General features: G+C 67.1%; 1 protein-coding gene. It reads right to left on the bottom strand.

Annotated elements, in window-relative coordinates:
- Positions 1-298 (bottom strand): hypothetical protein (locus EN861_RS35675; RefSeq protein ID WP_189343811.1); only part of this gene is annotated, 298 nt, incomplete at both ends.

Below are 298 nucleotides of genomic sequence, written 5' to 3'. Positions count from 1 at the left end.
GTCGTTGCCCCAGAACCCGTCACGCCGCTCACCGCGGCGCCGTCGGCACCCTTGGTGTCGGCGCCGGCCGCATTGCCGTCGCTGCCGACGCCGGTAATCACGTTGCCGCTCGCCGTGCCGCCTTCCGAGACGCTGTCCGTGTCGGCAACCGCCGTCGGCACGTCATCGATGATGGCGATGGAGAGCGTCGTGGAGGCCGGATCACCGTCGGAATCGACCACCTGGACGGCGAAGTCGTCATGGGTAGTGTTGCCCGAGGTGTTGTCCAGCAGCGTGTAGGAATAGGTGTAGCCTGTCG

The organism is Mesorhizobium sp. M8A.F.Ca.ET.218.01.1.1, from assembly GCF_004791165.1.
Lineage (GTDB): Bacteria > Pseudomonadota > Alphaproteobacteria > Rhizobiales > Rhizobiaceae > Mesorhizobium.
The sequence above is the reverse complement of the archived record's forward strand: the minus strand, read 5'-3'. Positions and strand labels throughout refer to the sequence as shown.